The 24,531-nt window shown below is 66.2% G+C and carries 30 protein-coding genes; 8 read left to right on the top strand and 22 right to left on the bottom strand.

Annotated features, from left to right (window positions below):
- The 5 genes from ACAM49_RS27505 to ACAM49_RS27525 all read right to left on the bottom strand — a co-directional run.
- Nucleotides 1-1,996, bottom strand: a 1,996-nt coding sequence (locus ACAM49_RS27505) for a hypothetical protein (RefSeq protein ID WP_369638453.1), incomplete at its 3' end; no start/stop codon positions are given.
- Nucleotides 1,997-2,025: 29 nt separating this feature from the next.
- The gene (locus tag ACAM49_RS27510; protein ID WP_369638454.1) at nucleotides 2,026-2,514 is read right to left on the bottom strand and encodes a YbaB/EbfC family nucleoid-associated protein; all 489 of its coding nucleotides are present in this window, start codon (nucleotides 2,512-2,514) and stop codon (nucleotides 2,026-2,028) included.
- Between the two features lie 7 nt (nucleotides 2,515-2,521).
- Nucleotides 2,522-2,836 carry a hypothetical protein gene (locus ACAM49_RS27515; protein ID WP_369638455.1) on the bottom strand — a complete coding sequence of 105 codons (315 nt, stop codon included), beginning with the start codon at nucleotides 2,834-2,836 and terminating at the stop codon, nucleotides 2,522-2,524.
- A gap of 95 nt (nucleotides 2,837-2,931) precedes the next feature.
- Nucleotides 2,932-3,720 carry an ESX secretion-associated protein EspG gene (locus tag ACAM49_RS27520; RefSeq protein WP_369638456.1) on the bottom strand — a complete coding sequence of 263 codons (789 nt, stop codon included), beginning with the start codon at nucleotides 3,718-3,720 and terminating at the stop codon, nucleotides 2,932-2,934.
- The gene (locus ACAM49_RS27525) at nucleotides 3,717-5,696 is read right to left on the bottom strand and encodes a WXG100 family type VII secretion target (protein ID WP_369638457.1); all 1,980 of its coding nucleotides are present in this window, start codon (nucleotides 5,694-5,696) and stop codon (nucleotides 3,717-3,719) included. Before ACAM49_RS27525 ends, ACAM49_RS27520 begins: the two co-directional genes overlap by 4 nt.
- A gap of 115 nt (nucleotides 5,697-5,811) precedes the next feature.
- Here ACAM49_RS27525 and dtd point away from each other — a divergent pair, with 115 nt between their 5' ends.
- Nucleotides 5,812-6,255, top strand: a complete 444-nt coding sequence (dtd, locus tag ACAM49_RS27530; protein ID WP_369638458.1) for a D-aminoacyl-tRNA deacylase — start codon at nucleotides 5,812-5,814, stop codon at nucleotides 6,253-6,255.
- A gap of 35 nt (nucleotides 6,256-6,290) precedes the next feature.
- Nucleotides 6,291-6,890: an AAA family ATPase gene (locus ACAM49_RS27535; protein ID WP_369638459.1), complete on the top strand. Its 600-nt coding sequence runs from the start codon at nucleotides 6,291-6,293 to the stop codon at nucleotides 6,888-6,890.
- A gap of 9 nt (nucleotides 6,891-6,899) precedes the next feature.
- Here ACAM49_RS27535 and ACAM49_RS27540 read toward each other — a convergent pair whose 3' ends face one another.
- The 11 genes from ACAM49_RS27540 to rpsH all read right to left on the bottom strand — a co-directional run bounded on the left by ACAM49_RS27540 (nucleotide 6,900) and on the right by rpsH (nucleotide 13,840).
- Nucleotides 6,900-7,721 carry an SDR family NAD(P)-dependent oxidoreductase gene (locus ACAM49_RS27540; protein WP_369638460.1) on the bottom strand — a complete coding sequence of 274 codons (822 nt, stop codon included), beginning with the start codon at nucleotides 7,719-7,721 and terminating at the stop codon, nucleotides 6,900-6,902.
- 75 nt (nucleotides 7,722-7,796) lie between these two features.
- On the bottom strand, nucleotides 7,797-8,210 hold the full coding sequence (locus ACAM49_RS27545) for a nuclear transport factor 2 family protein (protein WP_369638461.1): 414 nt from the start codon (nucleotides 8,208-8,210) through the stop codon (nucleotides 7,797-7,799).
- A gap of 147 nt (nucleotides 8,211-8,357) precedes the next feature.
- The gene (gene map / locus ACAM49_RS27550; RefSeq protein WP_369638462.1) at nucleotides 8,358-9,158 is read right to left on the bottom strand and encodes a type I methionyl aminopeptidase; all 801 of its coding nucleotides are present in this window, start codon (nucleotides 9,156-9,158) and stop codon (nucleotides 8,358-8,360) included.
- The gene (locus ACAM49_RS27555) at nucleotides 9,158-9,703 is read right to left on the bottom strand and encodes an adenylate kinase (protein WP_369638463.1); all 546 of its coding nucleotides are present in this window, start codon (nucleotides 9,701-9,703) and stop codon (nucleotides 9,158-9,160) included. Before ACAM49_RS27555 ends, map begins: the two co-directional genes overlap by 1 nt.
- Nucleotides 9,700-11,019, bottom strand: a complete 1,320-nt coding sequence (secY, locus tag ACAM49_RS27560) for a preprotein translocase subunit SecY (protein WP_369638464.1) — start codon at nucleotides 11,017-11,019, stop codon at nucleotides 9,700-9,702. Before secY ends, ACAM49_RS27555 begins: the two co-directional genes overlap by 4 nt.
- A 153-nt stretch (nucleotides 11,020-11,172) precedes the next feature.
- A complete protein-coding gene (gene rplO / locus ACAM49_RS27565; RefSeq protein WP_051177955.1) occupies nucleotides 11,173-11,616 on the bottom strand; it encodes a 50S ribosomal protein L15 in 444 nt (147 codons plus the stop codon).
- A gap of 2 nt (nucleotides 11,617-11,618) precedes the next feature.
- Nucleotides 11,619-11,798 carry a 50S ribosomal protein L30 gene (gene rpmD, locus ACAM49_RS27570; protein WP_040804320.1) on the bottom strand — a complete coding sequence of 60 codons (180 nt, stop codon included), beginning with the start codon at nucleotides 11,796-11,798 and terminating at the stop codon, nucleotides 11,619-11,621.
- Between the two features lie 2 nt (nucleotides 11,799-11,800).
- The gene (gene rpsE / locus ACAM49_RS27575; protein ID WP_040804317.1) at nucleotides 11,801-12,445 is read right to left on the bottom strand and encodes a 30S ribosomal protein S5; all 645 of its coding nucleotides are present in this window, start codon (nucleotides 12,443-12,445) and stop codon (nucleotides 11,801-11,803) included.
- Between the two features lie 31 nt (nucleotides 12,446-12,476).
- Nucleotides 12,477-12,884, bottom strand: a complete 408-nt coding sequence (gene rplR, locus ACAM49_RS27580; RefSeq protein WP_369638465.1) for a 50S ribosomal protein L18 — start codon at nucleotides 12,882-12,884, stop codon at nucleotides 12,477-12,479.
- 3 nt (nucleotides 12,885-12,887) lie between these two features.
- Nucleotides 12,888-13,427 carry a 50S ribosomal protein L6 gene (gene rplF / locus ACAM49_RS27585; protein ID WP_369638466.1) on the bottom strand — a complete coding sequence of 180 codons (540 nt, stop codon included), beginning with the start codon at nucleotides 13,425-13,427 and terminating at the stop codon, nucleotides 12,888-12,890.
- A 14-nt stretch (nucleotides 13,428-13,441) separates the two neighbouring features.
- A complete protein-coding gene (gene rpsH / locus ACAM49_RS27590; protein WP_040804311.1) occupies nucleotides 13,442-13,840 on the bottom strand; it encodes a 30S ribosomal protein S8 in 399 nt (132 codons plus the stop codon).
- Nucleotides 13,841-14,071: 231 nt separating this feature from the next.
- Between rpsH and ACAM49_RS27595 the strand changes: the two genes are divergently transcribed.
- Entirely contained in the window at nucleotides 14,072-14,608 is a 537-nt protein-coding gene (locus tag ACAM49_RS27595; RefSeq protein ID WP_369638467.1) for a hypothetical protein, read from the top strand.
- Here ACAM49_RS27595 and ACAM49_RS27600 read toward each other — a convergent pair.
- Complete coding sequence (locus tag ACAM49_RS27600) at nucleotides 14,605-15,387, bottom strand: hypothetical protein (RefSeq protein WP_369638468.1); 783 nt, start codon at nucleotides 15,385-15,387, stop codon at nucleotides 14,605-14,607. The genes ACAM49_RS27595 and ACAM49_RS27600 overlap by 4 nt on opposite strands.
- 90 nt (nucleotides 15,388-15,477) lie before the next feature.
- Between ACAM49_RS27600 and ACAM49_RS27605 the strand changes: the two genes are divergently transcribed.
- The 3 genes from ACAM49_RS27605 to ACAM49_RS27615 all read left to right on the top strand — a co-directional run bounded on the left by ACAM49_RS27605 (nucleotide 15,478) and on the right by ACAM49_RS27615 (nucleotide 17,169).
- Nucleotides 15,478-15,912 (top strand): cyclopropane-fatty-acyl-phospholipid synthase family protein, encoded by a 435-nt coding sequence (locus ACAM49_RS27605; RefSeq protein WP_369638469.1) that lies wholly within the window; start codon nucleotides 15,478-15,480, stop codon nucleotides 15,910-15,912.
- Between the two features lie 123 nt (nucleotides 15,913-16,035).
- The gene (locus ACAM49_RS27610) at nucleotides 16,036-16,569 is read left to right on the top strand and encodes a hypothetical protein (protein WP_369638470.1); all 534 of its coding nucleotides are present in this window, start codon (nucleotides 16,036-16,038) and stop codon (nucleotides 16,567-16,569) included.
- Between the two features lie 372 nt (nucleotides 16,570-16,941).
- Nucleotides 16,942-17,169, top strand: a complete 228-nt coding sequence (locus ACAM49_RS27615; RefSeq protein WP_369638471.1) for a hypothetical protein — start codon at nucleotides 16,942-16,944, stop codon at nucleotides 17,167-17,169.
- A gap of 102 nt (nucleotides 17,170-17,271) precedes the next feature.
- Here the strand turns inward: ACAM49_RS27615 and ACAM49_RS27620 are convergent, their stop codons facing one another.
- From ACAM49_RS27620 to rplN, 4 genes are read right to left on the bottom strand one after another with little or no spacing between them, the layout of a single operon-like run.
- A complete protein-coding gene (locus ACAM49_RS27620) occupies nucleotides 17,272-17,457 on the bottom strand; it encodes a type Z 30S ribosomal protein S14 (RefSeq protein WP_029923637.1) in 186 nt (61 codons plus the stop codon).
- Nucleotides 17,458-17,460: 3 nt separating this feature from the next.
- On the bottom strand, nucleotides 17,461-18,027 hold the full coding sequence (gene rplE, locus ACAM49_RS27625) for a 50S ribosomal protein L5 (protein ID WP_369638472.1): 567 nt from the start codon (nucleotides 18,025-18,027) through the stop codon (nucleotides 17,461-17,463).
- Between the two features lies 1 nt (nucleotide 18,028).
- Nucleotides 18,029-18,343, bottom strand: coding sequence for a 50S ribosomal protein L24 (gene rplX / locus ACAM49_RS27630; protein ID WP_040804283.1), 315 nt, complete (start codon nucleotides 18,341-18,343; stop codon nucleotides 18,029-18,031).
- Nucleotides 18,344-18,345: 2 nt separating this feature from the next.
- Nucleotides 18,346-18,714 carry a 50S ribosomal protein L14 gene (rplN, locus tag ACAM49_RS27635; protein ID WP_033090674.1) on the bottom strand — a complete coding sequence of 123 codons (369 nt, stop codon included), beginning with the start codon at nucleotides 18,712-18,714 and terminating at the stop codon, nucleotides 18,346-18,348.
- A gap of 315 nt (nucleotides 18,715-19,029) precedes the next feature.
- On the opposite strand from rplN, the gene ACAM49_RS27640 reads away from it, so the two are divergent.
- The gene (locus ACAM49_RS27640; RefSeq protein ID WP_369638473.1) at nucleotides 19,030-21,078 is read left to right on the top strand and encodes a M13 family metallopeptidase; all 2,049 of its coding nucleotides are present in this window, start codon (nucleotides 19,030-19,032) and stop codon (nucleotides 21,076-21,078) included.
- A gap of 101 nt (nucleotides 21,079-21,179) precedes the next feature.
- Complete coding sequence (locus ACAM49_RS27645) at nucleotides 21,180-23,234, top strand: M13 family metallopeptidase (protein ID WP_369638474.1); 2,055 nt, start codon at nucleotides 21,180-21,182, stop codon at nucleotides 23,232-23,234.
- A gap of 1 nt (nucleotide 23,235) precedes the next feature.
- Here ACAM49_RS27645 and ACAM49_RS27650 read toward each other — a convergent pair.
- A partial coding sequence (locus ACAM49_RS27650; protein WP_369638475.1) for a PLP-dependent aminotransferase family protein occupies nucleotides 23,236-24,531 on the bottom strand: 1,296 nt, incomplete at its 5' end.

Raw genomic sequence — 24,531 nt, forward strand, 5'->3', positions numbered from 1 at the left:
GCTTCGGGGCGGGCGCGGCCTCGCCGGCGCGCGGGGGTGTCGTCCGATGCTCCGGTGTCGCTGTGGCGGATTGCGTTGTGCTGGTTCCGTGTTGGGGGGTGGAGCCGGCGGCTGTGGCCGAGCCCGGTGCCGGGCTTCCGCCGGAGGACGCCGCGACGCCGGAGGTCGAGGACGGTGAGGCGGTCGCTCCGGAGGCGGCGGCCGTCGCGCCCGGGCCACTCGCGGTTGCTGCTCCCGGAGTGCCTGTGCGTGCCGCGGACGGGTCTGCCGCTCCCCCGGGGGCTCCCGCGCGGGCGGAGGCGTCCGAAGCGGTCGGGGTACCGGCGGTGGAAGCCGCGGGGGAAACGTTGCCGGCGCTGGTCGAGGGCCCACCCGTGGTAGCCGACGGGCTACCGCCTGCGCTCGACGGGCCACCGGCCGACGAGCCAGCACCGGTGCTCGAAGTTCCACCCGAAGTCGAGGGCCCACCCGCGGTGCTCGAGGTGCCACCGGGGGTGGATGACCCGCCGGAGGTCGAGGACGTGGGTCCGGTGGCGGCACTGGAAGCCGGTGCGGTGGAGGCGATGTCGCGGGAGCCGCCCTGGACGCCCGTTTGTACCGGGGCCGTGGTTTCGGGAGCGCCCGCTTGTGCATGGGTCGGTGTCGCGCTGGCGCCGTTGGTGTCGACGTGGGTCTGTGGTGCCGGGCCGGATGTGGTTGCCGGGGTGCCGGATTGGGTGGCGGCGGTTTGGTCGGTGGGTGTGGCGCGGTCGGAAGTGCGGGTTTCGGTGGTGATTCCGCCGGGGTGTCCGTTGGTTTCCGGGCGGGCGGTGCTGCCGTCGCCGACTGGGCGCGCGCCGGTGTCGGTGGTCGGGTTCGTGCTGGAGGCCGGGTGGAGGTGGTTGGCGTCGCCGCCAGAACCGTTGGCGCCGTTGGTGCCCGGGTCGTGGGTGCCGCCGACTCCGTTGACGCCGGTATCCGGGCGCGACCCGACCAGTGTCAGGTCGCCGGTGTTGATGCCCGCCGTCTTGCGGGTGACGTACGGCTCCCAGGCGGTGTGTGCCGCCGTGTGATTCACACCCGAGAGCCCGCCCTGGAACATGCCGCCGGTGAGCATGCGCGGGTCGAACTGGGTGTGCTTCAGGTTGTCGACGGCCTTGTCCCAGCCGTGCTGCGCCACGTCGAAGCCGAACTGAGCGCCGGTCGCGCCGACGAAACCCGCACCGCCACCGACCAATCCGGCCGTCGTACCGGTGACCAGCCCGGTCAGATAGCGGTTCACCCCACGCCGGCCGAGCGCGTTGCCGAGCGCGCCGCCGACCGGTCCCGCCACCGCGCCGCCGACACCGGAGCTGATGGCGGTGACCCCGACCTGCGTCCAGTTGACGGACTTCCGGTGCCCGGTATCGACCTGATACTGCTGAATCGCGTAGTCCTGCATGGTGCCGAGCACGGTGTTCATCACCATGTGCTTCAGCGCGAACTTCACGACCGCCGTGATGCCCATCCGGGCCGCGATGGTGAGGATGCGTTCGAGCGCCTCCCGCCCGATGATCCGCACCGCGATGCGCGTCATGGCGACGATCACCGCCTCCACCGCCGGAGCGGTCGGCGGCCACGCCCACGCGATGATGATCTCGGCGGCCGCCATGGCGATCGACGAGTAGAACATCAGCTTCGTGTACTGGATCTCGGTGCCGGTCTCCTCGATCGAATCACCGAGCTGCTGGAAGTGTTGCGCCAGATCCAGAATCGAGCCGCCACTGCCGTCGCCGCTGGCCGGGGCGGCCAGCTTGTCGAACAGCTTCGCCATCTCGTCGCGGCCATCGCCGTTGACATAGGCGGCGAGGGTCGCGGACTTGGCATCGGTGATGGCCGAGATCTGGTCGCGCAGACCGGCGGCGGCGGTGCGCCAATCCTCGGCCAGCGCCCACATCTGGTCCTCGTCGCCCTCGGGCCATTCCACGCCCACGAGGTAGCCGAGCCATTCGAGTTCCGAAGGCAGGTGCAGTGTCATGCGCGGCTATCCCAGCCGCGAAGCCGGTATCACCATCCGGAATCGGTGGCCCCGCCGCGCTTTTGCCGCGGCTCCGCCGAATCCTGCTCCGCGGCACGGCGTTCCGGCGACTTCGGCGGCGCGGTCGACACCACGGGCGGTTCGGGAATCCGCAATTCCTCGGCCAGGTCCGGCATGTCGGGCACCAGCTCGCTCAGCTTCGGCAACCGATTCCGGTTCTGCGACACCGGGGCCATGACCTCCTGGCCGCGCCGGGCGACCTCCGCACACGCCTGCTGCGCGGCCTCGGTCACCGCCTTGGCGATCTCCGGATAGTCGAGATCCTCGATGCCCGAACCGAATTTGGTCTCGATCAGCGTGCCGTCGGCATTCACGGTGACGGTCACCCGTTTACCCCGCACGCTCGCCGACGCCGTCAGCGCCGCACGCTGCTGCTGCAGCTGGGTGATGGTGCGCATCTGATCACGGAAATCATCGAGGATATCCGCGAAATCGGCCCGGGCCCTTTCGTTCACCATGATCGGTTCACTCGAACCCTTCGCCGTTACCGTGATCCATCTTCTTCAGCTCCTCGGCGGCCTTGCGCTGACCGTCCGAGAAGTTGCCGAAGGTGCCGGCCATATTGCCCGCACCCTCGAGAATGTTCTTCTTACTGGCGAGATAACCCTGATCACCATTGGCGAAATTCCCGCCGAGCGTGTCGTTCCCCCACGGCTCGCCGCGCCCCTCGGCCGCGGAAACCAGTGTGCTCACCACCTTTTCGACCCCGTCGCGCACCTTGTCCGTCTTACCGGCCGCCGTGGTCAACAGGTCCTCATAGGCTTCCAACCGCCCGCTCATGGGATTTGACCCTGTCATGTGTCGGCAACCGGTTAGTTGCCGGAAAATTAACGGAGAGTGCCGATTCGGGCGGAGACCACGCTCCGCCCGATCCGTCACACCCGCTCCTCCCCGCGCGCCTCCATGTGCTCGAGCACCCGTGCCACGCGGCCCGCGATGCGGTCCACCAGCTGTTGTGAGCTTGCGCCCACCGCTCGCATCTCGGGCTCGTCCATATCGATCACATAGCGACCGTCGCCGGGCAGGTCACGCCACAGCACGGTCGTCTCCAGGACACCGCGCGGGCCATAGATCGACCGGCCCTGCAGCACCCGGACGAACCCGGTCCAGTCGGCACGCCGATTCCAGAAGGCCAGGCTCAGAGCGTCGTTCGAATCGTCGAAGGAATCGAACGCGAACGACTGGCGGACCTCGTACGGATCCCGTTCCTCCGGCTCCACCACAATGGGCACCGAGGGTCCCGTCGCCGCCTCCGCGGTCGGCAACTGGGCGCCGATGAGCCCGGGCAGCTCCGAAGGCTCGCACTCGGTCACCGTGAAACCCCGGCTGTGGTAGACGGTTTCGCCCGGTGTCATGGTGATCATGACGGCCCGGTGGCCACGCTGCGCACCGTGCACCCGAATGCGTTTGTCCGGATTATCGACATCGCTGTCGCACCAGGTCGACGAGATCACGAAGACCTCCGGATCCCGCACCACCTCGAAGGCCGCGCTCAGGCCCTCGCCGATGCGCTCTCGCAGTTGCGGTTCCAGGGCCGCGAGTTCCCGCCGATAGTCGTCGTAGAGCTCGGTGCGGCTGGTGTACGCCAACGGCACCGGCATCCATCCGTCCAGGTAGCGGTCGCACAGCAGCTTGAACTCGTCATCGGTGAGCTCCCAGATCACTGCTCGGCCACCGACCCTGCCGCCCCGGCCCTGGTTGCGGTCCCCTCAACCCTGGGCATCGTCGCCTCGGTGACCGGTACCGTCGCCTCGGGCACCCCCAGCGCCTGCTCGATCCCGTGCTCCAGGGTGCGTACGAAATCCACCGGCGCGGCAACGGGTTCCGCGCCGGATGACGCGGTGGCCACCATGGCGCCCTCCGGCGCCCCCAGCGGTGTTCCCGGTGGCGGTGCGATTTCCGCTCCCAGCCCGGTCCGGAACAGATTGGTGAATCCGGGAGTGCCCGGGGCCTGTCCGGCCCGGACCGCGCCGTCGACCGGAACGGTCTCCGAGCGCGCCTGCACGACGGGGTCGACCGGTTGCGGAACATCCGTGCCCGCGGTGACACCGAGCAGCTGGCCCAGCTGAGCCAGCTTCGTCGGATCCTTCTCGATCGCGGTGAAGGCGGTCGTCAGCTTGTCCTCGGGCACGCCCAGGGCAGTCGCCAACGCCGACAGGTCGGTCGACTGGAGCGATTGCAGCTGTTGCAGGAGCGTCGGCAGCTGCTGTGCCAGCGTCGACGCACCGCTCATCAGGGTGCTCAGCGCGCTGGTGAGCTGCGACATGTCCGACCCGCCCGACGAGCCTTGGCGCTGACCGGTATTCGGGTTGCCCTGGTTGGGGTTGGACCCGTTCGGGTTGGTGCCGTTGGGGTTCGTGCCGTTCGGATTGGTGCCGTTCGGGTTCTGCTGGTTCGGGTGTTGCTGATTCGGATGCTGCTGGTTGGGGTTCTGCTGGTTCGGATGCTGCTGATTCGGGTGTTTCTTGTTCGGATCGGTCTTGTCGTGCTTTTGCTGGTTCGGGTGCTGCTGATTCGCCCCGCCGCCGTTGTTGTTGTTTCCGCCACCGCCGTTGTTGTGCGGATGGTCCTTGGGCTTGTCCTCCGGCTTGTCCTTGGGCTTGTCCTCGGGCTTGTCCTTCGGCTTCTCCGGCGGCTTCGGCGCGTCCATCTTCGGCGCCGGCATGATCGGTATGCAGGCCTGGGTGTTCTGGCCCGGGTGCATGTAATCCCGCTCGTAGTAGCGACGGTAGTTACCGAGGTCGTCGGTGCACGCCTTGTCTTCCTTCTTCTTCGGCATGGTCGACCGGGTCCAAGCCATCCATTTGCTGGTGTAGTCCAGCAGCTGGCTCATCGTGCCCATCTGATCGAGCAGCGGTTGAATGTCCTTGGCATAGTTGCGGACCGCCTCGCGCGCCGCCTGGCTGCCGGCGCCCCTCCAGCTGTTGCCGAGCGATTCGATCTCGCCGACGAAGGTCGAAACCCGGGTCTTGATCTTGTCGGCGAGCGTCTTGTAGTCCTCACTCCCCCAGACATACGGGTCGGGGTTGATGGAGTTGCCCAGCCTGATGAGGTCTTCCCACTGCATCTCCTGGCCGTTGCGCCACGGGCAGTAGACGTCGTCGTGGAACTTCCCGTCCTTGCCGTGCTTCTCCTTCCAGTCCTTCAAGCTGCCCGGAAAGTCGTCATCGGGATGCTGGTCGAGCATGCCCAGCCGGTAGCCTTGCTTGGGTCCGAGACCCTCGTTCGACGCCGTCGTCGGGACCTTGATGTCACCGAGGCCCTTGATGGTGCCCGCGACCTTGTCCAGCTGCTCCTTCGAAACGCCGTCCGCGTACCGGTAGGCCTCGCCCGCCGCCTGGAACGTGTCCATCATTCCGGTGAGGATGTCGATGTGCTGGTCGAAGATCGTCTGCAACTCGGTGCCGCGCCGCGACAGGCCCTCCGCCAGGTTCTTACCGGCCAGCTCCGAACCGATCGCAGGAAGCTTGTCGAGCCCGAGAGCGCCCACCGCGTTCTTGTACGCGAGCATCGCCTGAATCATGTCGGCGCTCTTGTTCATCCCGGTCTTCGCTGCCTCGGGCTCGAACTGCAGCGTGTGCCCGTCGATCTGGGTCCGCAGGTCCGTGCCCCACACTTGCTTCTTGTTGTCAGGTGCCATCGCTACTACTGTCGCTCCGCCCGATTTTTCAGCTTTAGGTGCCAGCACAGCCTACTTTCGTGAACCAACAATGGCGCGCAAGGAAATTCGGGGGCCCTCTGCGAGGATGGTTGCCGTGCGAATACTGGTGCAGCGGGTGACATCGGCTCAGGTGACGGTGGAGGGCGAGGTGGTCGGGCGAATCGATCCGGCCGCGCACGGTGCGCCGCAGGGGCTCGTGGCCTTGGTCGGCGTGACACACTCCGACACCGAGATAGCCGCGAAATCGCTGGCGGACAAGTTGTTCCGGCTGCGCATCCTCGACGGCGAACGCTCCGCCGCGGATCTGTCCGCGCCGATCCTGGTGATCAGCCAGTTCACCCTCTACGCCGACACCGCCAGAGGCCGTCGGCCGTCGTGGAGCGCCGCCGCGCCCGGACCGGTCGCCGAGCCGCTCGTCGACACCTTCGCCGCCACCCTGCGCGAACTCGGGGCGACCGTCGCCACCGGCCGGTTCGGGGCGCACATGCATGTCGAGCTCGTCAACGACGGACCGGTCACCATCCTGCTCGAGGGCTGAGTTGCGGTTCGGTGTGCGCGGTTAGGGTGGCTGGCATGCTGCTGTGGATCAATGGGCCGTTCGGCGGTGGGAAGACGCAGACCGCGTTCGAGTTGCATCGGCGGCTGCCGGGGAGTGTGGTGTGCGATCCCGAGGAGGTCGGGTTCGGGTTGCATCGGGTGATCCCGCGGGAGTTGCGGCCGGACTTCCAAGATCTGCCCGCGTGGCGGCAGGGCGTCTACGAGACGCTCGATCTGGTGCTGAGCAAGCACGACGGGCCGGTGATCGCGCCGATGACCGTGATCGAGCCCGCCTATTTCGCCGAGACCGTCGGGCGGCTGCGCGAAAAGGGGCATGATGTGCGGCATTTCGCGCTCATGGCGCGACCCGAGACGGTCCAGCGGCGGCTGCGCGAGCGGGCGCTGGGCGGGTTGCGGCACGAGAGTTTCGCGGTCGAGCGGGTCGATCAGTGCCTGAACGCGTTGGCGCATCCGGATTTCGCCGAGCACATCCGGACCGACGAGATTCCGGTACGGGAGGTCGCCGACCGCATCGCCGCCGCGTGCGGACTCCACCTGACCCCGAACACCGACGGGCGGCTGCGTACTCAGCTGCGGCGGGTCTCGGTGGGGCTCAGGCATATTCGATTGTTCTGAACGGGTCTGTCAGCGGACCCATTTCGAGGTCAGGCCCGCGACGATGGAGCCGTCGAGATCCGAGAGGCTGTCGGCGACGAAGGAGCGGGCGAAGTCGGATGTCTGCCAGCGGAAGACGACCGGGTGGGCGCGCAGTGCCGACAGGACCACCTCGGCGACCTCGTCGGCGGTCTGGGCGGTGCTGTACGCGCCCCGCGTGCGGTTGATGTAGGCCTGCAGCGCGGGGGCGTAGGGGCCGACCGCGGCGAGGGTGGCGGGGATGTCGACGCGGGCGTTGTTGACGAATTCGGTTGTGACCGCGCCCGGTTCGATGACGCTCACCCCGACGCCGACCGTGGCGGCCACCGGCTCCAGGCTCTGCATGAAGCCCTCGACGGCGAATTTCGCGGCACAGTACGCCTCGTTGAACGGCTGCCCGACCGCGCCGCCCACACTGGTCACCGTCACCACGCGCCCCTTCGAGGCGCGCAGGTGCGGCATGGCGGCCTTGGTCACCTCGACCACGCCGAAGAAGTTGACCTCCATCGCCCGGCGGATATCGGCCATCGGCAGATGCTCGACGGTCCCCAGCACCGAGACCCCCGCATTGTTGACCACGGCGTCGAGCCGGCCGTAGTCGGCGACCACGCCCGTCAGGCAGCCCGCGATGGACTCCGGATCGGTCACGTCCAGCGTCCGCACATCCGCGCCGGTCTCCCGCACCGGCCCGCCTTTGTCCGGATTACGCAAGGTCGCGACGGTCTTGTACCCCGCCCGCACCGCCGCGGCGGCAACCGCCAGCCCGATCCCCGTGGACGTTCCGGTAATGAGAACAACCTTGTCGTCGGCCATTTCCCCATCGAACCAGCCCCCGGGCCCATGCCCTCGGTGCCACGCCCGACAGATCGGGATGCGGTCTCCGACGGCTCAGGCTGCGGGGGTCAGCGGCTTCAGCACGCGCTCCACCAGCGCGGTATCGCAGTGCTCGACCACCTCGGTGATCAGTCCGTCGGAGAGTGTCAGCAAGAGGCAGTAGGTCTGGTGGTACTGCTCGCCCCCGACAGTCGTCCCGTAGCCGCGGGCCTGCACCACAACCCGGTCGCCGTCCGCCAGGATCAGATCCGCCACCATCCGATACCCACCCGCGAACTGCGCCATCAACGGCCGCAGAAGCTCCTGCACCACAACACTTTTCGGAGCCCACGTACCCGCCCAAGACCAATTCCCCGGAAACGTCCACCGACAATCCTCGGCCATCGCCCCGGTCAGCGCCCGCCCATTCCCCTGCGCCATCTGCTCGAAAACCGCGCGGATCAATTCCTTGTTCTCACCTGTACTCATGAATCCGACGCTACGGACCCCCCCAGGCATGCGACCAACGAGAATCCCGCATACCCGCCATCCCCTTTCCGCATGGCTAGGGACCCGCAAACGACCGCACCCGCCTCGGCAGTGCCGGGGCGGGTGCGGGAAGTGTTGCGCGGGGGGTTATTCCGGGCGGAGGGTCAGGATGCGGGGGCCGTTTTCGGTTACGGCTACCGTGTGTTCCCAGTGGGCGGCGCGGGAGCCGTCGTCGGTGACTACGGTCCAATGGTCGTCCAGCTCATGGGTTTCCGTGGTGCCGAGGGTGAGCATGGGCTCGATGGCGAGGACCGAACCGACGCGCAGTTCGGGGCCCTTGCCGGGGGCGCCCTCGTTGGGGAGGAAGGGGTCCATGTGCATTTCGCGGCCGATGGCGTGGCCGCCGTAGCCGGAGACGATGCCGTACTTGCGGCCGTGCTCCTTCTCGGCGGCGTAGGTGCCCTGCTCGATGGCGTGGGACACGTCCGAGAGCCGGTTGCCGGGGAGCATGGCGGCGATGCCGGCCTCCATGGAGAGCTTGGTCGCCTCGGAGAGCAGGCGGTCGGCCTCGATGATGGTGCCGACGCCGAAGGTCCACGCCGAGTCGCCGTGCCAGCCGTCGAGGATGGCACCGCAGTCGATGGAGACCAGGTCGCCCTCGACCAGGACGTCGTCCTTGGACGGAATGCCGTGCACCACACGGTCGTTCACCGACGAGCAGATGGAGCCCGGGAACCCGTGATAGCCCTTGAACGACGGGATCGCGCCGGCCTCGCGGATGACCGCCTCGGCCACCTCGTCCAGCTCCAGGGTCGAGACCCCGGGTTTGGCGGCGGCGCGCACCGCCACCAGTGCGCGACCGACGATAGCGCCGGCCGCCGCCATGGCGTCCAGTTCACCGGCGGTGCGGAAGGGCACCACCCGCTTGCTCTTGCGGCCGAAGACCATTAACGGCCCAGGGCCTTCAGCGCACGCGCGTTGACCTCTTCGATCTCGCCGACGCCCTCGACGGACACGACGGAACCGTCGTAGTGCTCGAGCAGCGGCTCGGTCTCCTCGCGGTAGACGCGCATGCGGTTGCGGATGACCTCTTCGGTGTCGTCGCCGCGGCCGCGGGCCAGCATGCGCTCGACCACCACGTCCTCGTCGACCACGAAGGACAGCACGGCATCGAGCTCCTTGCCCGACTCCTTGAGCATCTTCTCCAGCGCCTCGGCCTGATCCACGGTGCGCGGGTAGCCGTCCAGGATGAAGCCGTTGGCGGCGTCGGGCTCGGCGATGCGGGCCTCGACCATGCGGTTGGTCACGTCGGAGGGAACCAGGTTCCCGGCGTCGAGATACTGCTGCGCCTCACGGCCCAGCGGGGTCTGCTGGCTGATGTTCGTGCGAAACAGGGCTCCAGTGGAGATGTGCGGAACACCGAGCTTTTCCGACAACAGTTCGGCCTGGGTGCCTTTACCGGCACCGGGCGGTCCGAGCAGTACGAGTCTCACTTCAGGAACCCTTCGTAGTTTCGGTTCATCAACTGGCTCTCGATCTGTTTCACGGTATCGAGGCCGACGCTCACAATGATCAGCACCGCGGTACCACCGAACGGCAGGTTGGTCACGCCGCCGGAGGACCCGATCCCGAGGAGCAGGTTCGGCAGGACAGCGACAGCACCGAGGTAGATGGAGCCGGGGAGGGTGATCCGGCTCAGGACGTAGTTCAGGTAGTCCGCGGTCGGCTTACCGGGGCGATACCCCGGGATGAAGCCGCCGAACTTCTTCATCTCGTCCGCGCGCTCCTCCGGATTGAAGGTGATCGCGACATAGAAGTAGGTGAAGAACACGATCAACGCGAAGTAGATCGACACGTAGACCGGATTGCCGGGATTGACCAGATACTTCTGGATCAGCTCCTGCCACTTGGCCGGATTGCCCGAGCTCTTCTGGGTCAACTGCGCCAGCAGGTTCGGCAGATACAGCAGCGAGGAGGCGAAGATGACCGGGATGACACCGGCCTGGTTCACCTTCAACGGCAGATACGTCGAGGACCCGCCGTACATCTTGCGGCCGACCACACGCTTGGCGTACTGCACCGGAATCCGGCGCTGACCCTGCTCGACGAAGATGACGCCGACGATGACCACCAGCGCGGCGCCCGCCACCAGCACGGTGGTGATCCAGCCGCGGCTGTCGTAGATCTGCTTGCCCTCGGCCGGGATACGGGCGGCGATACCCGCGAAGATCAACAGCGACATGCCGTTACCGATGCCGCGCTCGGTGATCTGCTCGCCGAACCACATGACCAGGGCCGCGCCCGAGGTCATGACCAGCACGATGATGATCATCCCGAAGATCGAGGTGTCGTCGAGGATGTCCTTCGGGCAGCCGCGCAGCAGCTGTCCACGGGAAGCCAGCGCGACCAGGCCGGTCGACTGCAGCACGGCCAACGCGATAGACAGGTATCGCGTGTACTGGGTCATCTTGTTCTGACCCGCTTGGCCTTCCTTGCGCAGTTCCTCGAATCGAGGAATGACGACGGTCAGCAGCTGGATGATGATGCTCGCCGTGATGTACGGCATGATGCCGATCGCGAACACCGAAAGCTGAAGCAGCGCACCACCGGAGAACAGGTTGATGAGCTGGTAGATACCGGCGGAATCACCGCCGTTGACGATGTTGACGCACTCTTGAACGTTCTTGTAACTGACGCCCGGCGAGGGCAGCGACGCACCGAGCCGGTAGAGCGCGATCAGTCCCAGCGTGAAGAGAATCTTCCGCCGTAAGTCCGGGGTCCGGAAAGCCGACACGAAGGCGGAAAGCACAGATCCTCCTGGCTAACGACATGGGTCAGGCCACGGATTCAGCGATGATTACGCCGAGAACCATGACGGTGTTGGCAGACAACACTTGAACTCTAACAGCGACACCGGGCGAGCTCGCGACTCGCCCGGTGCCATTGCTATTTCAGGTTACCGTCAGGCCAGCTCGGTGGCGGTGCCACCGGCCGCGACGATCTTCTCCTTGGCGGAGCCGGAGAACTTGTCCGCCGAAACCTGCACGGCCACAGCGATTTCGCCCTCGGCGAGCACCTTCACGAGCTCGTTCTTGCGAACGAGACCCTTGGCGACGAGCTCGGCCTTGCCGATGGTGCCGCCCTCGGGGAACACGCGGGCGATGTCACCGACGTTCACGACCTGGTACTCGGTGCGGAACGGGTTGGTGAAGCCCTTGAGCTTGGGCAGACGCATGTGAATCGGCATCTGACCGCCCTCGAAGCGGACCGGGACATTCTTGCGAGCCTTCGTACCCTTGGTACCGCGGCCCGCGGTCTTGCCCTTGGAACCCTCACCGCGACCCACGCGGGTCTTCTCGGTCTTGGCGCCCGGGGCAGGACGCAGGTGATGCAACTTGATGGTCATGCTTAGACCTCCTCAACTTCCACGAGGTGGCGCACGACGTTGATCAGGCCGCGGTTCTGCGCATTGTCCTCACGCGTCACGGACTGGCGGATCTTGCGCAGCCCGAGGGTGCGCAGCGACTCGCGCTGATTCGCCTTGGCGCCGATGCTGGACTTGACCTGGGTCACTTTCAGCTGTGCCATATCTAGACTCCCTGTCCCGCGCGCGCACGCAGCATGCCGGCCGGGGCGACGTCCTCGAGGGGCAGACCACGACGGGCCGCGACCTCTTCCGGACGCTGCAGCTGCTTGAGGGCAGCCACGGTGGCGTGCACGACGTTGATGGCGTTGTCGCTACCGAGCGACTTGGCCAGAACATCATGGATGCCGGCGCATTCGAGCACGGCACGGCAGGCGCCACCGGCGATCACACCGGTACCGGGCGAAGCCGGACGCAGCATGACGACACCGGCCGCGGCCTCACCCTGAACCGGGTGGGTGACCGTGGAGCCGATCATCGGAACGCGGAAGAAGTTCTTGCGAGCCTCTTCGACACCCTTCTGGATGGCCGCGGGAACTTCCTTGGCCTTGCCGTAGCCGACGCCGACCAGACCGTTGCCGTCACCGACGATCACGAGGGCGGTGAAGCTGAAGCGACGACCACCCTTCACGACCTTGGAGACGCGGTTGATCGCGACGACGCGCTCGAGCTGGTTCTTCTCGGCGGCGTTGTCCCGACGATTGTCGTCGCGACGGCCACGGCCGCCACCACGCTGATCGCGGTCGTTGTTGCCACCATTCTGTCCGGCGGGACCGTTGTTTCCGCCGTCGCGCCGCTGACGTCCCGGCATCAGACGTTCCCTTCGTTCGCAGAGTTGATCATCAGAACTTCAGCCCACCTTCACGGGCGGCATCGGCGAGCGCCGCGATACGGCCGTGGTAGTCGTGACCACCACGGTCGAACACGACCGCCTCGACGCCGGCAGCCTTGGCGCGGGCGGCGATGAGCTCGCCGACCTTGGCGCCCTTGGCGGACTTGTCGCCCTCGACGGCACGCACATCGGCCTCGATGGTCGACGCGGCGGCAATGGTCTTGCCGACGGTGTCGTCGATCAGCTGAGCGTGGATGTGGCGCGAGGAGCGGTTGACCACCAGGCGCGGACGCTCGGTGGTGCCTGCGATCTTCTTGCGCAGACGGAAGTGACGACGCGTCTTCGACAGGCGGCGCGCGGTCGAGGCGTCGGTGCCGATCGGCTTGCGAGCGGCCTTCTGCTTTTCGGTTTGTGCCATGGCTTACTTACCCGTCTTTCCGACCTTGCGGCGAACGACCTCGCCGGCGTAGCGGATGCCCTTGCCCTTGTACGGGTCGGGCTTACGCAGGCCGTGGATCACCGCGGCGATCTGGCCGACCTTCTGCTTGTCGATGCCGGACACCGAGAACTTGGTCGGGGACTCCACCGCGAAGGTGATGCCCTCGGGGGCGTCGACCGGAACCGGGTGGCTGTAGCCCAGGGCGAACTCGAGGTTCGAGCCCTTGGCCTGCACGCGGTAACCGACGCCGAAGATTTCCATCTTCTTCTCGTAACCCTTGGTGACACCCTCGATCATGTTGCTGATCAGGGTGCGGGTCAGGCCGTGCAGCGAGCGGTTCTGACGCTCGTCGTTCGGACGAACGACCTCGAGCTCACCGGACTCCGCGCGGGTGACGGTGATCGGCTCGGCGACAACGTGGGACAGGGTGCCCTTGGAACCCTTGACCGTCACGTTCTGGCCGTCGATGGTCACCTCGACGCCGGCGGGAACCGGGATCGGCTTCTTACCGATACGCGACATTGTTCCTACCTCCCTTACCAGACGTAGGCGAGGACTTCGCCGCCCACGCCCTGCTGCTTGGCCTGACGGTCAGTGAGCAGACCGGAAGACGTGGAGATAATCGCCACGCCGAGGCCGCCGAGCACCTTGGGCAGGTTGGTGGACTTCGCGTAAACCCGCAGACCCGGCTTCGACACGCGGCGCACACCCTGCAGGGAGCGCTCACGGGAGGGGCCGTACTTCAGGTCGACGATCAGGTTCTTGCCGACGGTGGCGTCTTCGACGCGGTAGTCGGCGATGTAGCCCTCGCGCTTGAGGATCTCGGCGATGTTCACCTTGAGCTTCGAGTGCGGAGCCTTCACCTGATCGTGGTACGCCGAGTTGGCGTTGCGCAGACGGGTCAAGAAGTCTGCGATGGGATCAGTCATGGTCATGTTCGACCGTTACCTCTCTCGCCGCGGTTCCCATTCAGCACCGTCAAAGGGCGGTCGTGGGCCTACGACAAATAGGGGCGGTCCAGCCGGGGTTGCCCGACCGGATTGAGCACTTGCGCCCGGACAACCGCCACACGCGAGAGACGCGTGCGGACACAGCTGTGCCCGAGCAACCGGTCTAGTGTAGACAACTGCAGATCAGCGACCAAATCGGGGGGCCGAGGAGGAGCTGTGAAACGTGTCATCGGAACGATTCTCGCCATCTCGGCCGTGACCACCGGTCTCACGGCGGTGGCCTGCACCACCACGATCGACGGGCAGGGCGTGGCCAACGAGGCCGACGTCACCTCCTACCGCTCCTCCGTCGCCAGCGTCTCCAGCTCCGCGGCCGCCAGCTCCGCCCAGGCGGCAAGCAACAAGGGCGCCGTCTGCGGAATCTTCCTGACCGGCGCCCTCGACGCCAAATTCAAACTCGACACCGTGAAGAAGCGCATCGATGACGACGCCGACCACGACGCCACCCGCACCGCCCTCGTCGATGCCGCGACCGCTCTGAACACCGTCGGCTCCGATGTCTCCGACACCCTCGCCAAATACCCCAACCCCGCCGCCTTCACCTCCACCCTCACCGAATTCTCCCAAGCCGCAACATCATTCGGCACCGAAATGACCAACCTCTCCCAAGGAACCGGCACCAAAGACGACTTCTTCTCCGCCCAAGACCGCTACTACACCGCCCGAGACGCCGCCCTCGACGCCTGCTCCTAGTGGGCGGAGCCGAGGCAGTAGACGTCGGGGAAGGCTAGACCGCCTGGGCGCTGGTAGGTGTAGGTGGCGATGGTGCCGGAGACCTTGTCGCACAGGGATTTGTCGAGTTGGGAGCTGAGGATCCTGTAGTCGGCGTCGGGGCTCGAGCAGGCGGTGATCTCGACGTCGTTGGCGCCGGTCTTCTTCAGGCAGTCACCGACCTTGGCGTTGTCGATGGTGCGGGTGGCGTCGGAATCCTTTGCGATCAGGCAGAATACGACGCCGGTGCCGAAGGATCCGATGCCCTTCTTGGCCTTCAGGATGTAGCTGTAGGTGGTTTGGGTGCCCGCGACCTTCTTGCACGCCGCGTCGGGCATGAATTCGGTGGTGTCGAGGCGGTCGAGGACGCGGTAGACCGCGGCGGGGTCGGTGCAGGTCGTCTTCTGCGGATTATTGCCCGCGGTATCGGTCAGGCAGTCGCCCTTCTGGGCGGCATTCGCGGCGCGCGCCGGGTCCGCACCCTTGACGCCCACGCAAATCGAGCCCTTGCCCTTGTCGGTGTACACGTATTCGGTCCCCGCGACGTCCACGCACCGCTCGTGCGCCTTGCCGCTCCCGGCCCGATCCAGCACCACGAACCCGGCATCCGATCCGGAACACGACACCTTGTCGAACCCGTCCTCCCCGGACTTCTTCAGGCAATCCCCCGCCTGCACGGCATCGGAACCACCCCCGATCAGCCCACACCCGCTGGTGAACAACGCCACCAGCAACGCCGAAACCGCAATCGCCCAACGCATCCGGAACCCTCCCCGTAACCACCCATTTCGGACGATTGGTCACGGTAGCGTGCCCACGCGGCCACGACCAATCGAGATAGGCTGGCGTCCATGGCAGTCGGCCTGTCCCCGCGTTTGGCAGCGATCGTGGACGTCCTCCCGATCGAACCGCAGCTGCGAGTGCTCGAAATCGGTTGCGGCCCGGGCGCGGCCGCGCGCGCGATAGCGGCGCGCCTCACCACCGGCCATATCCTCGCCATCGACCGATCGGCGAAGGCCATCGCGCAAGCAGCGGCGAATTCCGCCGCCGAAATCGCATCCGGCCGCATGAGCCTGCGCCAGGCCGCCATCGAGAACTTCATCCTGCAACCCGGCGAGCCGCCGTTCGACCTCGTCTTCGCCGTCCGGGTCGGTGCGCTCGACGGCCGTCATCCGGAGGCCGGTGCCCGGGCCCTCCGACGAATTGCCGCGGTGCTCAGCCCCTCCGGCCAGCTGTTCATCGACGGGCATCGGTCGGTGTTGCCGCGAACTTCCCGAGATCGCTAGTGTCCGTTCGATGATCATCCGCTGGTCCGAGCGCATCCCGCCAGCATGACCCGACCGCCGGAGTACTGGCCACCGCCCCCGCAACCGCCCCGGAAGTCCTCACGCGGCCTGACAGTCCTGATTGTGTCCACGCTGCTGACCGTGGCGCTCGCGGTCAGCCTCTGCGCTATCGGCGGCTTCTACTGGAAATACCAGCGCGACCTGCATCGCAGGCCCATCGCGCAGCCCCCGTCGTGGGGCGATCACAACTACATCGCATCGTCGTTCTACACGGTGATCCCTCAGCAGCCCGACGCCAAAGGCCTTGCGGGTGTGCGTTGTTCGCCTGTGGCTTCCATTCAGGTGTCCCCTGGCGATCCGATCCCGGTCCGTCAAATCACCTGCCTCGACGACCACGACGTCTCGACCTGGTTCACCGAATTCGCCAACCCCGCGGACCTGAAGCGCTACGTCGACACCCACTGGACCCGCGTCCGCGAGCGCGAAACCCCCGGCGGCTCAATGGCATTGCTCCGCCCCAGCAACCCTTCCACCCCGTACGCCCTGGCCACCTACCAAGGCCTCGAACTCGACAAGCAAGTCCTGCTGGCCGAAGCCTCCGGCGGCTCCTTCGACGATCTTTACCTCGGCTGGTGGCTCTGGATGCAGATCAAATAACGAACGCCGAAGTCCGACTAGTCGGGAGTTGTTGGGGGCCTTAGGATCCCCCATACGAAGGGGAGGGGAACACCGAGCATGGCCGAAATCGCCGTGACACAGTCGTATAGACCACGCAAACGTTCGCTCAGAGTGTCATATCTGCTACCGGCGACAGTGGCGGCCGCACTCGTATCCAGCGGGTGCGTCGCTCCCCCATCGGACCGTGCGGCCCCTTCTCCGGCTTCTCTTCCCGTCACGAGCCAGCGACCCGCGCCTACCACTCCACCAGCCAGGACCACCACTGCCGCACCGACCACCACTGCCCCGACCACCACGGATGGCGACGCCGATCCGACTGACGTGGCGGTCTGCGTCGATCCGGAGACGAACGTGCGGGTGGATGACGAGCTGTGCGATACCGATGACGACACGTATTCACGTTTCTGGCTGCACCATTCCCCGTCGTTGATCTATCCGGCCGTCGGCGCGGTCGTCGGCTTGGCTCTGGGGACCTTCGTGCGCCCTACCACCGGGCGCATCCTTGACAGCGGCGTCCCCGCGACCGGCGGCCGTGTGGTGCGCGGCGGCTTCGGCGGCCATCACTCCGGCGGTAGCTGACGGATCGATTACGGCAACGCGCGAACACCGAAGGCCCCCACCGGAACGGATCTCGGTGAGGGCCTTCGGGTTTGGTATTACGCGGTCACGAGGACCGGTAAGTCACCAGGACGACTTGTGGACGCCCGGGAGCTCGCCGCGGTGGGCCATTTCGCGCAGGCACACGCGGCACAGGCCGAACTTGCGGTAGACGGCGTGCGGACGGCCGCAGCGCTGGCAGCGGGTGTAGGCGCGCACCGCGAACTTCGGCTTGGCGTTGGCCTTGTTGATCAGAGCCTTCTTAGCCATGGATCAGTTCTCCTTGAACGGGAAGCCGAGGTGCTTGAGCAGCGCGCGGCCTTCTTCGTTGTTGGTCGCGGTGGTCACCACGGTGATGTCCATACCACGCGGACGGTCGATCTTGTCCACGTCGATCTCGTGGAACATCGACTGCTCCGAGAGACCGAAGGTGTAGTTGCCGTGGCCGTCGAACTGCTTCGGCGACAGACCGCGGAAGTCGCGGATACGCGGCAGCGCGATGGAGATCAGGCGATCCAGGAACTCCCACATGCGGTCGCCGCGCAGGGTGACCTTCGCGCCGATCGGCATGCCCTCACGCAGCTTGAACTGCGCGATGGACTTGGTGGCCTTACGGATCTCGGGCTTCTGGCCGGTGATCAGGGTGAGGTCGGCGACCGCACCGTTGATCAGCTTCGCGTCACGGGCGGCGTCGCCGACACCCATGTTCACGACGACCTTCACGACGCCCGGGATCTGCATCACGTTGGCGTAGTTGAACTCGTTGTTCAGCGCCGGCTTGATCTCGTCGCGGTAGCGCTGCTTCAGGCGCGGCTGCACCTTGTTCTCAGTAGAAGTCATCTCAGATGTCCTTCCCGTTGCGACGGGAGATGCGGACCCGCTTGCCGTTCTCATCGGTGCGGTAGCCCACGCGGGTCGGCTTGCCGTCGGAGTCGACGACCATCACGTTGGAGGCCTGGATCGGCGCTTCCTGGGTGACGATGCCGCCCGAGCTGGCGCCACGCTGGTTCGCGGAGTTCGCGACGTGCTTCTTGATGCGGTTCACGCCCTCGACCAGGACCTTGCCGGTCGCCGGGTAGGCCTGGATGACCTTGCCCTTGGCGCCCTTGTCCTTGCCCGAGATGACGATGACCGTGTCGCCCTTGTGCACCTTCATAGTTAGAGCACCTCCGGGGCGAGCGAGACGATCTTCATGAAACGCTTCTCACGCAGCTCACGGCCGACCGGGCCGAAGATGCGGGTGCCACGCGGATCGTTGTCCGCCTTGATCAGCACCGCGGCGTTCTCGTCGAACTTGATGTACGAGCCATCCGGGCGACGACGCTCCTTGACGGTGCGCACGACGACGGCCTTGACGACCTCGCCCTTCTTGACGTTGCCACCGGGGATGGCGTCCTTGACAGTGGCGACGATGATGTCGCCGATGCCGGCATAGCGACGCGACGAACCACCGAGAACGCGGATGCAGAGGATTTCCTTCGCACCCGTGTTGTCGGCGACGCGCAGTCGCGACTCCTGCTGAATCACTTCAGCTCCTCCTAGACCTGGACGAAATGCACGCCGGATTGCCGACCCGACGGGCATGGTCAGTTGCCCTTCAAACGCACGCCTGCCAGCGGTTTCACACCAAGCTGGAGATCAACCACTGTGGGTTCGCGGCCGAAGTGCGGGCATAGCTCCCGCAGGCAACCGGTCCATAGTAACGAAGTCCCAGGTCGGACCCAAATCGGGGTATCCGGACAAACCTGCGGGCGTGGATTCAGGTGTTCCTCAGCGAGGTCCGTTAGCGTCGGCGCGAGCAACGTACGAGCTATCCCGATCATCCGGTAGAGGAGATTCGCGTTGACGTCCGAGCGTCCTGCTCTCGACCGCCGCAAGTTCCTAGTCGCTCTGGGCCTGGTGCCCGTGGCAGCCGTGCTGCCCGCCTGTTCCACGAAGTCCGATACGGCCAATGCCTCCAAGACGCTGATCGGTCCGGACATGTCCGGGTCGGATCCGGCGATCCGGCCGCAGGACGATCTGTACCGGTTCGTCAACGGGAAGTGGCTGAAGGAGTATCAGCTGCCGCCGGACAAGGTGTCCTTCGGCACCTTCGACGAGGTGCAGGAGCGGGTGGAGCAGCAGCTCAAGGAGATCATCGAGGGGATTCACAACCCCAAGTCCGGCTCGAACGAGCAGAAGATCCGCGATATCTACGACGGGCGGATGGACAAGGAGGAGATCGAGAAGCTCGGCTTGACGCCGCTGCAGGATCTCTTCGATCAGATCGACAAGGCCGGGTCCAAGGCCGACCTCGCGAAGGTGATGGGCGGGCTGCCAGGCGTGGGGCTGATCGGCATCGGCGTGGGTCCCGATCCCAAGGACTCCAATGCCTATCTGCCCTCGGTCTCGCAGGCGGGGCTCGGGCTGGATCAGCAGTACTACAGCGATCCCAAATACGCCGACAAGCTCGCCGCGTACCGCACCTACATGCAGCGCATCGCCGCCGGGGCCGGGTTCGCGGACCCGACCGCGCTGGCCAACCGGGTCGTCGACCTGGAGGCGCGCATCGCCGGATTCCATTGGGACAACGTCAAACTGCGCGACACCGATGCCACCTACAACCTGAAGACGTGGGCGGAGCTTACCGCGCTGGGTCCGCAATTCGATTGGGATCCTTGGCTTTCCGGCACCACCGACCGGCCGAAGAGCCTCTTCGACAAGATCGATGTGGGTGAGCCGTCGTTCATCACCGGCGCCGCGCAGCTGTGGGCGGACGTCGATATCGCCGCCTGGCGTGAGTATTTGAAGCTGGGCCTGGTGCGCGCCTTCGCGACGTATCTGCCCAAGGCCATCGCCGATCCCAACTTCGACTTCTTCGGCAAGGAGATGTCGGGGCTCAAGGAGCGGCCGGAGCTGTGGAAGGCCGCGGTGTCCACGGTGAACGGCACCGTCGGCGAGGCGCTCGGAAAGCTGTACGTGGACAAGCATTTCCCGCCCGAGGCCAAGAAGCGGGCGCTGGAGATGGTGGACGATCTGCGCGCCGCGTACCGGGAGAACTTCAAGAATTCGACGTGGATGTCGCCGCCCACGCGCGAGGCGGCCATCGCCAAGCTGGAGAAGATCGACGCCAAGATCGGCTACCCGAACAAGTGGGAGGACTACTCCAAGCTCACCGTCACCCGCGGCAAGCTGATCGAATCCCTGCGCGCCTCCGACACTTTCGAGGCGAAGCGGATGTTCGACCGACTGGGGACGCCTGTGGACAAGTCCGAGTGGGGCATGCCGCCGCAGACCGTCAACGCCTACTACAACCCCAGCGGCAACGAGATCGTGTTCCCCGCCGCGTTCCTGCAGCCGCCGTTCTTCGACCCGGATGCCGAACCCGCCGTGAACTACGGCGCGGGCGGCGCGGTCATCGGCCACGAGATCGGGCACGGGTTCGACGATCAGGGTTCCAAGTACGACGGGGACGGCAACCTGAAGGACTGGTGGACGCCCGAGGACAAGGCGGCGTTCCAGGCCAAGACGCAGCAGCTCATCGACCAGTACAACGCGCTGGTGCCGGAGGGGCTGCCCGCGGATCAGCACGTGAACGGCGAACTCACCGTAGGTGAGAACCTGGCGGATCTGCGCGGGCTGGAGATTTCCCTCGCCGCCTATCGCATGGTCGAGAAGCGCAACGGGCGGGACACTCCCGATTACAAGCCGATGTTCGAGTCCTGGGGCCGCACCTGGCGGACCAAGATGACAAACGAGGCGCTGGAGAATCAGCTGGCCAATGATCCGCATTCGCCCGCGGAATTCCGGTGCGACCAGGTGGTGAAGAACCTCGGCGAGTTCTACGCCACCTATGACGTGAAGGAAGGCGACAAGGAATACCTGCCGCCGGAGCAGCGCGTCACGCTCTGAGCGCTCTCCGAACCCCTCCGGGGGATCGCGACATCCCGCGCGAGGCTGCCATCCCCGGTAGCCTCGCGTCGGTATCGCAGCTTCGGGGAGAGGTAGTGCCTGTGAGTTCGTCGGATCGTCCGGCCGGTCTGGACCGTCGCCGTTTTCTGATCGCGCTGGGCCTCGCGCCGGCCGTCGCCACGCTGGCGGCGTGCGGGCACGATTCGAAGAACACGGTCGCCTCGACGCAGCTCGCCGGGCCGGACATGTCCGGGTCGGATGCGGCGGTGCGCCCGCAGGACGACCTCTACCGATACGTCAACGGCAAATGGCTGCAGGACTATTCGCTGCCCGCGGACAAGGTGTCGTTCGGGACCTTCGACGAGGTCGGCGACCGGGTGCTGCAGCAGCTCAAGGAGATCATCGAGGGCATCAAGGATCCCAAGGACGGCACCGCCGAACAGCAGATCCGCGATCTCTACGACGCGCGGCTGGATCTGGACACCATCGAGAAGCTGGGCATCACGCCGCTGAACGAGATGTTCGCCGATATCGACAAGGCCGCGGGCAAGCCGGAACTGGCCAAGGTGATGGCTCAGCTGCCGATCGGCGGGCTGATCGGGCTCGGCGTCTCGGTGGATCGCAAGAACTCCGGTGCGCACATCGCCTCGGTCGGGCAGTCCGGCATCGGGTTGAGCGAGCAGTACTACCGCAAGCCCGAATACGCCGACAAGCTGGCCGGATACAAGACGTTCCTGGAGAAGATCGCCGCCGGCGCGGGTTTTCCGGACCCGGTCGCCATGGCGGGGCGGGTGCTGGATCTGGAGACGAAGATCGCCGCCGGATTCTGGGACAAGATCAAGCTGCACAACACCGAGGCCACCTACAACAAGATGTCGTGGAACGACATGGTGGCGCTGGGTCCGCAATTCGATTGGGATCCTTGGCTTTCCGGCAATACCGATCGGCCCAAGAGCCTGTTCGGGACGCTGATCGTGGCCGAGCCGTCGTACATCACCGCGGCCGCTCAGCTGTGGCACGACGTGGATATCGCGGTGTGGCGGGACTATCTGAAGCTGTCGGTTCTGCGGGAGTACGCGCGCTTCCTGCCGAAGGCCATCTCCGAGGCCAACTTCGAATTCTTCGGAACCGTCATGAGCGGGCTGAAGCAGCGGCCGGAGCGCTGGAAGTCCGCGATCTCCACGGTCGACGACACGGTCGGCGAGCAGCTCGGAAAGCTGTACGTGGCAAAGCATTTCCCGCCCGAGGCCAAGCAGCGGGCGCTGGACATGGTCGCCGACTTCATCGCGGCCTACAAGGACAATTTCACCAATTCGACCTGGATGTCGCAGCCCACCCGGGACGCCGCACTGGTGAAGCTCGGCAAAATGGGCGTGAAGATCGGCTACCCGGACAAGTGGGAGGACTACAGCGGGCTGAAGATCACCCGCGGGCAGCTCATCCAATCCCTGCGCGCCGCCAATATCTTCGGTGCGAAGAAGATGTTCGACAAGCTGGACAAGCCGGTCGACAAGACCGAATGGGGCATGACGCCGCAGACGGTGAACGCCTACTACACGCCGGTCAATAACGAAATCGTCTTCCCCGCAGCGTTTTTGCAGCCGCCGTTCTTCGACACCAATGCCGAGCCGGCCGTCAACTATGGCGCGGGCGGCGCGGTCATCGGGCACGAGATCGGGCACGGCTTCGACGATCAGGGCTCCAAATACGATGCCGACGGCAATCTGAAGGACTGGTGGACCGCCGAGGACCGGGCCAAGTTCGACGAGCGCACCAAGCGGCTCGCCGCCCAGTACGACGGCCTGGTCCCGGCGGGGCTGGATCCGGCCCACCATGTCGACGGCACTCTCACGCTGAGCGAGAACGTCGCCGACAATCGCGGGCTGCAGATGGCCTTCGCCGCCTTCCGCATCAGCCAGAAGCGCGCCGGGGTCGAGAACCCGTCCTACAAGGACATGCTCGAATCCTGGGGCCGCAATTGGCGTTCCAAGCAGACCCCGCAGTACACCGAGAACCTGATCGCCAACGACAGCCACTCGCCCGACGAATTCCGCGCCAATCAGACGGTGCGGAATCAGGCCGAGTTCTACGTGACCTTCGGCGTGAAGGAAGGCGACAAGCTGTTCCTGGCCGAGGATCAGCGGGTCACGTTCTGAGCTAGATCGCGAGCGGCGGCGGCACGGTGAGGCGGCGCGCGGGCGGGCGATAGGCCCGCCACGCGGACGCGAGCCGGTCGGCCGCCGCCTCCAGCACCGGGTCCGGATGGCGGAAGTGCAGGCGGATGCGGTCCTCGCTGCCGCCGGTGGGATCGAGGCCATTGCCCGCGAGGATCGCGATGCCGTGGCGCAGCGCGGCCTGGGCGAAGGAGCTGCCGTCGCCGTAAGGCAGTCGTACCCACAGGGTTTGGCCGCCGGTGACCGGCGGCACCTCCCATTCCGGCAGGGTGGCAGCGAGTTTCGCGCGCAATAGGTCATGGCCCGCTCGAAGTCGTTCGGCGCGTTGGGTGCTCGTGGATTCGATGCAGGGCACAAGCGTGGTCGCGGCCAGTTGGGCGGGCAGGTTGCCGCCCAGGTCGTGGACGGCACGCAGCCGGGTGAGGCGGGCGATCACCGGCTCGGGAGCCCGAATCCAGCCGACTCGCAGTCCGCCCCAGATGTTCTTGCTCAGTGAGCCGATGGAGATGATGTCGTCCGCATCGGCGGCCAGCGGCGGCGGCACCGGGACATCGGGAAACCCCAGATCGGCCGTGATCTCGTCGGCAACGAGCGGAATACCCTGCGCCGCTGCCACTTCCACAATCCTGCGGCGCTGCAAGCCGGAAAGTACCGCGCCGGTGGGGTTTTGGAATGTCGGCGTCAGGTAGGCCAGGACCGGACGGCGGGTCCGCATCGCGGCTTCGAAGCCCGCGAATCCGATCGGCAGCGTGGTGAGCACCGCCGACTCCTCGTGAAATGCCTCCAATGCGCCCGGATACGTGGGCGTTTCGACAAGCACCCGATCCCCCGGCCGCACGAACGCACGCGCCAGCAGCGACAACGCCTGCTGACCGCCATTGGCGATGAGGATGCGTTCGGGTCCGGTGGGCGCGCCGAGCCGGGTATACCGCTCCGCGACGGCCGCCCGCAACGGCGGATAACCGGCGGGGTGATAACCGATCTCGGCCGTCATAGCCGCCAGCACGGGAACCATCTCGGCATACGCCTCGGTCACGACCGGTGGCGGCGCTTCCGGAGCCGCGCAGGCCAGCGAGATCAGATCCGCGCGCGGCTCCAGCAGATTCAAGAACATCGGTGCACTGGTGGTGTCACTCGCGGTCTCGACACCCCTCCCGGAGACCCTCGTACCGCTCCCCCGCCGTCGCTCGATCCGCCCTTCGGACGCCAGCAGGTCATACGCCGCGATCACCGTATTCCGCCCCACCGCAAGCTGTTTCGCGAACACCCGATCCGGCGG

The sequence above is a fragment of the Nocardia sp. JMUB6875 genome (assembly GCF_041154655.1).
Lineage (GTDB): Bacteria > Actinomycetota > Actinomycetes > Mycobacteriales > Mycobacteriaceae > Nocardia.